Annotated in this window: 5 protein-coding genes; 2 read left to right on the top strand and 3 right to left on the bottom strand. The window is 67.4% G+C overall.

The window, feature by feature from the left end; all coding sequences use genetic code 11:
- Positions 1-139: 139 nt before the first annotated feature.
- Complete coding sequence (locus ASC93_RS12970; RefSeq protein WP_056442320.1) at positions 140-871, bottom strand: siderophore-interacting protein; 732 nt, start codon at positions 869-871, stop codon at positions 140-142.
- 124 nt (positions 872-995) lie between these two features.
- Here ASC93_RS12970 and ASC93_RS12965 point away from each other — a divergent pair, with 124 nt between their 5' ends.
- Positions 996-1,385: a MarR family winged helix-turn-helix transcriptional regulator gene (locus ASC93_RS12965; RefSeq protein WP_229412705.1), complete on the top strand. Its 390-nt coding sequence runs from the start codon at positions 996-998 to the stop codon at positions 1,383-1,385.
- A 76-nt stretch (positions 1,386-1,461) separates the two neighbouring features.
- On the opposite strand, the gene ASC93_RS12960 is transcribed toward ASC93_RS12965, so the two are convergent.
- Together ASC93_RS12960 and ASC93_RS12955 are read right to left on the bottom strand one after the other, a co-directional pair.
- Positions 1,462-2,526, bottom strand: coding sequence for an oxidoreductase (locus ASC93_RS12960; protein WP_056442315.1), 1,065 nt, complete (start codon positions 2,524-2,526; stop codon positions 1,462-1,464).
- A gap of 32 nt (positions 2,527-2,558) precedes the next feature.
- The gene (locus tag ASC93_RS12955; protein WP_082548011.1) at positions 2,559-3,818 is read right to left on the bottom strand and encodes an ROK family transcriptional regulator; all 1,260 of its coding nucleotides are present in this window, start codon (positions 3,816-3,818) and stop codon (positions 2,559-2,561) included.
- Between the two features lie 511 nt (positions 3,819-4,329).
- Between ASC93_RS12955 and ASC93_RS12950 the strand changes: the two genes are divergently transcribed.
- Complete coding sequence (locus ASC93_RS12950) at positions 4,330-7,359, top strand: TonB-dependent receptor (protein WP_229412704.1); 3,030 nt, start codon at positions 4,330-4,332, stop codon at positions 7,357-7,359.
- Positions 7,360-7,487 lie beyond the last annotated feature (128 nt).

The following is a 7,487-nucleotide window of genomic DNA, read 5'->3' as shown; positions in this document are numbered from 1 at the left end:
TCGGTCCGGCGCCGCGTGCATTTCATGTGAGGCATCGTGGGCACGGGGTGCCCACGCTACGGCCTGGAACTCGTAGGGTGGGCTCCCCGAGCCCACGCAATCGTTCCATGTGACGCATGGTGGTCTCCGGGCCCGCCTGTCATTCCAGGTGCTCGTGGTGCTCCGCCACGCCCTGTTTCCAGTACGCCGACACGCGTGTCGCCTCGCGCGGCACGCCTTTCTCGTTCAGCACCCGGCGCACCCGCGCCATCAAGGACGCTTCGCCGCCACCCCACGCAAAACCACGGCCTTCCGGCACCGCGAGCGTCCGTAACGCTTCGACCAGCGCATCCTGCGTATCGAACCAGCGCACATCGGCCGCGCCCGCGAACACGCGCCGGTCGTCCGCTTCCGCATGCACGAGCACGATCGCGCGGCGCCCCGCCGGCAGCTCTTCCAGCCGTCGCGCGATGGCGGGCAGGGCGGTCGCGTCGCCCGCCAGCATGTGCCAGTCGAGTGCCGACGGCACGATCATCGACCCGCGCGGCCCGCCGACGAGCGCGCGCTGGCCGGCGACGGCGCGGCGCGCCCATTCGGATGCCTTGCCGTCGCCGTGCAGCGCGAACTCGATCACGAGCTCGCGCGCTTCGCGGCTGAAGCGCCGTGGGGTATAGTCGCGCCTCACCTGGGTGCCGTCCGCATCCGCGAACATGAACTTGACGTGGTCGTCGAACGACAGCGACGTAAAATCGGCCAGTGCCGCGCCCGCGAAGGTGATGGCGGCGAAGCCGGGGCCCAGCGGTTCGACGCGCGCGACGGTGAGTTCGCGCAGCTTGAGTTCGTGGCGTACGCGGCGCACCAACGTGTCCGGGTGGTCTGCAGTCTGTTGCATCGTTGCTCCGAAAATTAGTTGATAATGTCCTCTACAAGTCCTCATTATGCGAAATATAGTTGATCAAGTCAACCAAAATCCCCCGTCGCCTGCGCTGGAGGTGCTGGAGCGCGTCCACGCGATCATGCACCTGTTCCGTTCGGCACAGCAGCGCAGCCTGCGTGCCGGTCCGCACGACCTGGCGCACATGGAGATCAAGGTGCTGGGCTTCTTCGCGCGCCGTCCGGGCGCGACGCAGAGCGACCTGGCCGCGCATTCGGGACGCGACAAGGCCCAGCTGGCGCGCCTCGTGCGCGGCCTGCGCGACCGCGGCCTGCTCGCAGCGGTGGCGGACGAGACGGACAAGCGCAGCACGCGGCTGTCGTTGTCGGGCGAGGGAAAGAAGATGTACGCGGCGCTGCATCGCCACGACCGCGCGCTGGCCGAAGTGGCGCTGGACGGCATATCGGAAGAGGAACGCGCGACCCTGCTGGACCTGCTGGCGCGGGTGCGCGCGAACCTGGAAAGGGAGTAGGGCCGGACCCGCGCCGGCCGCAGGCCCGGCGGCCGCTCCAGGCCCCGACTTCGGGCAACTACTTCAGGCGACTACTTCAGGCGCTTACTTCGGACAGCAGCACTTCGCGCCGCACGGCCGCGCTCAGGCGCCCGGCGTCCAGCAGGCGCATGACGGTAAGCGCCTGGCGCGCCGGCACGGGATTCGCGCCCTTGCCGGTCAGCGCGTCGCGGATGCCCGCGTAATACGACGGATACGCACCGTTCTCGGTCGGCAGCGACGACGTCGCCACCTTCCCGTCGCGCAGGACGGCCAGCGTGCCGGCCTCCGCGTCGACGCCCCATGCGGCCGCGGCGCCGGTCGGCAGGCGGCCCGCGATCAGGTCCGCTTCCTGCGGGTCGAGGCTTTGCTTGACCCAGCTGCCGGCAAGGCCGTGCAGCGCCACGCGCGGGCGTGCGACGGCGGCCACCATGCTGGCGCCGAGGTCCACGCGCAGGCCGTCGGCGTAGCGCAGGCGCGCCTGGAACTGGTCTTCGCAGCGGCTGCCCGGACGCAGGGTCGGCAGGTCGGCCTCGATGGCCAGCGGCTCGCCGAAGTACAGCACGGCTTCGTCGAGCAGGTGCGGGCCCAGGTCCATCCAGATGCCGCCGCCGGCATCCAGCTCTTCCTTCCAGCGCGCCTGCGGTTGCGGGCGGAAGCGGTCGAAATGCATGGCCGCGTGGCGGATCGAGCCCAGCGTGCCCTCGGCGAGCAGGCGCAGCGCGGTGCGCGTCGTGCTGTCCCAGCGGCGGTTGTGGTACACGCTGAGCAGCAGGCCCTTGTCCTCGGCGAGGCGCACGAGCGCGCCGGCCTGCACCGCATCGTCCGTGAACGGCTTGTCGACGACGACGTGCTTGCCGGCTTCCAGCGCGGCCTGCGCGAGCGGGAAGTGGGTCGTGTTCGGGCTGGCCAGCACGACCAGCCGCACGGCGGGATCTTTGATGAGGGCGGCCGGATCGGCGTGCACGGCGACGTCGCCCAGGTCGGCGCGCACCTTGTCCGGATTGCGGCTGGCCACCGCGGCGATGGCGAGGCCCGGCGTCGTGCGCAGCAGGGGCGCATGGAAGACCTGGCCGGCGAAGCCGTAGCCGATGAGTCCAACGTTGATCGTGTCAGCGGTCATTGTGATCCTTGTGATCGTTGTAGGTGAGCCTGTCAGTGCGGGAGCGCCAGCCCGGCCGGACGCGGGCCCGGGCCGCGGCTCGCGCTGCGTTCGATGCTCTGCACGTCGAGCGGGCGCGTGACGCGGTAGCGCGCCAGCGCGGCGGCGCCGACGGCCACGGCCTGGGCGCCGAAGTGCGAGGTGCGGATGACGGGCGGCGGCAGCATCGCGGCATGCGCATACGCGGCCAGCACGTGCCGGGCCGGTTCGATGAACGCGTCGCCCAGCTGCAGCGCGGGGCCCCCGATCACGATCGCCATCGGGTCGAAGCCGGCCCACAGATTGTTCAGGAGGATGCCCAGCTGGCGGCCGGCCGCGTCGACGGCGGCGCACGTGGCCTTGTCGCCGTCGGCCACGCGGCGGAACAGGTGCTCGAGGGCCGGATGGCTGGGGGGTTCGCGTCCCAGCAGCGAGCCGAGGCCGATCAGCGCATCGGCGCAGCCGCGCCGCCCGCACTGGCACAGCGGTCCGCCGGCCTGCAGGATCGCGTGGCCCACTTCGCCAGCGAAACCGTGCAGGCCGGTGAGCAGGCGGTCGTTCACGATCACGCCGGCGCCCACGCCGTAGCCGATCGACAGGTAGATCAGCGGATCGGTGCCGGACTGGTCGGCGAATTCGAATTCGCCCAGCGCCGCCACGTTCGCCTCGTTCTGCATGAACAGCGGCAGCCGGTCCAGCGGCGAGCCGACGACGTGGGTCTGGACGATGCCGGCCACGTCCACGTCGCGCCAGCCGAGGTGGGGCGCGTGGTGCAGCAGGCCGCGGGCCTCGTCGACGGCGCCGTGCAGGCCGATGCCCACGCCCAGCACGCGCCGCGCCGTGCCCTGGCCGGCCGGGCGCGCCAGCCGCTTCGCCAGCTTGACGAGGGCGAGGGCGGCGAGGCGGATGCAGGACACGGGGTCGCCCGGGTCTTCGTAGGTGAGGATGCGCGTGTCGAGCACTTCGCCCAGCAGGTTGGTGGCGACGACGCGCGCCTCGTCCACGCCCAGTTCGGCGCCGAGCAGGGCCAGGCGCGACGGGTCCAGGTGCAGGGGCGTGGCGCGGCGGCCTACCTCGCCGGTCACGAGCAGCTCGCTTTCCGTGAGCCAGCCTTCGTCGACCAGCTCGCGCACGAGCAGGCTGACGGTCGACTTGGTCAGGCCCAGGACGTCGGCCAGCGCGGCGCGCGACAGGCCGGGCTGGGTGCTCACCTGGCGTACCAGCGCCATACGGTTCAGTTGCTTGAGGAGTTGCTGGTCACCGGTAACAGGCATGGGCGGGGAAAATCAAGTGGTTTGTGATGATTATGCAACAGATTGGAAATTTTTGTACATCATGCAGTACGCATATTTATAACGACGGGCGCGCTGGCTGGTGAAAAGTATAACGGGAGCAAAGTGGGGGCGGGGTGGAACGAAGTGATTGATTTATTTATGAAATCGATTTCTTAAGAAAATTCGCGCATCTTCATACGTATGTTACGTAATCCGCGTTCCGGTGGGAAAAACGCGGTCCATTTCGGTGCGCGGACGCATTTTTTACGTGCATACAGTTCGTTCGACCGATTGACCAATGTGTCAAATGTTCTTAATCTTGAGCAAATGATGTTCGCTATCAGTGACCAAAGAGTCAACGTTGCGGCGGCCAGGACGGCTGCCGCGACCCGGACGACAGAGCCCCCGCCGGCAAATACGGGAACCGGGGGATGCCAGGAGTAGTACCACCACCACGGACGTCTGCGCCCGTCGGGCGCGGCGTTTTTTTCGAGAGACGAGAGGAGACACAGTGCTGCACACCAAGAGGGTTTTTTCCCATCACCTGAACACCAGGCACCGCCTGATCAGCCTGGCCGTTGCGAGCGCGTGCGCCGCCGTTGCGCTACCTGCCTACGCACAGGACGCGAACAACGGTGCATCCAATGGCACCGCAGCGCCAGGCGATACGGCGGTGACCACGGCGGTGCAGGGCGTCGCGACGAATACCGTCGTGGTCACCGGCATCCGCGCCAGCATGCAGTCCACGCTGAACCTGAAGCGTAACTCCGATGGTATCGTCGACGGCATCGTCGCCGACGACATCGGCAAATTCCCCGACACGAACCTGGCCGAAGCCGTCCAGCGTATCTCCGGCGTGTCGATCGACCGCAACCGCGGCGAAGGCGCCAAGGTCACCGTGCGCGGCGTCGGTCCGGACCTGAACATGGTGCTGCTGAACGGGCGCCAGATGCCGACCGCGAACCTGGGCGACCAGGCCGGCCGCGCGTTCGACTTCTCCAACCTGGCGTCGGAAGCCGTGTCGCAGATCCAGGTGTACAAGAGCGCCCGCGCCGACACGCCGCCGGGCGGCATCGGCGCCACCCTGAACATCATGACCGGCCGTCCGCTGGACATGGGCAACCGCGCCACCTTCGGCGTGAAGGGCGTGTACGACAAGTCCAACAACAACCTGCCGGACATCGACGCAGGCAAGAAGGTCACGCCGGAAGTCTCGGGCCTGTACAGCACGACGTGGCATGACGGCATGTTCGGCTTCGCGGCCACCGGCAGCTACCAGTCGCGCAACCTGGGCGTGAACCAGGCCGCCGTCACCAACGGCTGGCTCGGCCCGTTCCACGGCGACACCGTCAGCCAGGACCCGGGTCCGGTCCCGGTGTCGGGCGTCGGCGTGACGAACCCGCCGAAGGCCAGCGACATCTACCTGACCCCGCAGAACCTGTCGTACTTCGTGCGCGGCTCGCAGCGCCAGCGCACCAACGGCCAGCTGACGTTCCAGTTCCGCCCGGTGAAGGAGATCACGACCACGCTGGACTACACGTACGCGGAAAACAAGATCCAGACCAAGTACCACGAGTTGTCGGTCTGGTTCAACCACCCGCTGAACGCCCAGACGAGCAAGTGGACCAACGGCCCGATCGCCTCGCCGCTGTACTATGAAGAGCAGGTGACGAACCAGGACATGGCGATGAACGGCGGCGATTTCGCCACCAAGTCGACCCTGGACTCGATCGGCTTCAACACCCAGTGGCGCGTCTCGCCGGCCCTGCGCCTGTCGCTCGACATGCACCACTCGGTGGCGGAGTCGAAATCGGACAGCCCGTACGGCTCGAACAACGACCTGGCGACCGTCAGCTTCTCGCGCGGCACCACCGGCGTCGACTTCAGCCAGGAGATGCCGATCCTCGTCATCCCGGGCGGCGCCGACTACACGGCCGCGCCGAACCAGGTGTCCGGCTCGTGGTTCCAGGATGGCCTGAACAAGATGAAGATCGACCAGATCCAGGCCGGCGGCAGCCTGAAACTGTTCGAGTCGTCGAACCTGAACTTCGGCCTGTCGCACTCGAAGGTCAACAACCACTCCGTGTTCCAGCAGGTGCAGCGCGACTCGTGGGGCGGCACGTCGACGACCCCGGGCACCGCCTATAACCAGAACCTGTGGTTCGCGGACGGCATCAGCCAGTACTTCAGCAAGCTGGGCGGCTCGAACGATCCGCGCATGTACAACCGCTACAACCTGTTCAACTTCGCCGACGTGCGCGACAACGCGATCAAGGTCACGGGCGACCAGGCCGGCTATACCCCGAGCCTGTCCAACCCGAGCTTCAACCGCACCACGATCGAGAAGACGAAGGCGCTGTTCATGCAGTTCAATACGGACTGGGATACGGCGATGCCGATGCACACCGGCGTGGGCTTCCGCTACGAGAAGACCGACGTCGCCTCGACCGGCCTGCTGAAGCAGCCGACCCAGGTCAACTGGATATCGCAGAACGAACTGCCGATCGTGTTCGGCTCGCAGACCTTCCAGACCCAGACCGGCAGCTACAGCAACTTCCTGCCGACCGTGGACTGGGACATGGACGTGCGTGACGACCTGAAGGTACGCGCCAGCTACGGCGTATCGATCGGCCGTCCGCGCTACGACCAGATCGAGGGCGGCACCACGTACAGCGCCACGGCGGGCGTGACCGGCACCACGGCGAACCGCGGCAACCCGGGCCTGTCGCCGGTGAAGTCGAAGAACCTGGACCTGTCGGCCGAGTGGTATTACACGAAGCAGAGCATGGTGTCGCTGGGCCTGTTCTACAAGGACCTGTCCGACTATGCCGGCCAGACCGTCGTCAACGAGCCGTCGACGACGGCGACGACGCCGGTGGGCGGCGGCTACTGGAACGCGGCCATCGCCGCGGGCTGCGTGGCGACCGACACGAACTGCATGCGTAACTACATCCTGTCGCACTTCGCCGGCCAGCCGGGCGTGACGGCGACCGGCACCAACGCGGCGGGCAACCTGACGGGCACCATCAGCGGCATCCCGGGCGATCCGGCGCTGCCGTACCAGGTGACGACGTTCATCAACCAGGACAAGGCGTCGCTGAAGGGTGCGGAGGTGAACTGGCAGCACATGTTCAACAACGGCCTCGGTTTCCAGGCCAACTACACGTACGTGAAGTCGAGCCTCAAGTACGACAACATGGGACTGGGTAACCAGTTCGCGCTGGTCGGCCTGTCGAACTCCGCCAACCTGGTCGGTATCTACGAAGACCAGAAATGGTCGATCCGCCTGGCGTACAACTGGCGCGGCGAGTTCCTCGCGAGCGTGGCCGACAACGGCAAGCCGAACCCGCAGTACGTCGAGCCGTACGGCCAGACCGACCTGTCGATCGGCTACAACGTCAACAAGAACCTGAGCGTGTCGCTCGAGGCGATCAACCTGACCGACTCGACCCAGCGCACGCACGGCCGTACCGACCAGCAGGTGCTGCAGGTCACGACCGGCGGCCCGCGCTACATGCTGGGCGCGCGCTACAAGTTCTGATGATGTGACCGGGCGGCGGCCGCGCGCCGCCGCATGCAAGGGCCGTCCTTCGGGGCGGCCTTTTTTTCGGGGTCAGAGCCTAATGCCGTTAAGTTAAGGTTCTTCGAAGGCGGCGCTCGGGATAACGC

The sequence above is a fragment of the Massilia sp. Root335 genome (assembly GCF_001425685.1).
Taxonomy (GTDB): Bacteria; Pseudomonadota; Gammaproteobacteria; order Burkholderiales; family Burkholderiaceae_D; genus Telluria; species Telluria luteola.
This window is presented reverse-complemented; position numbering and strand designations above follow the sequence as displayed.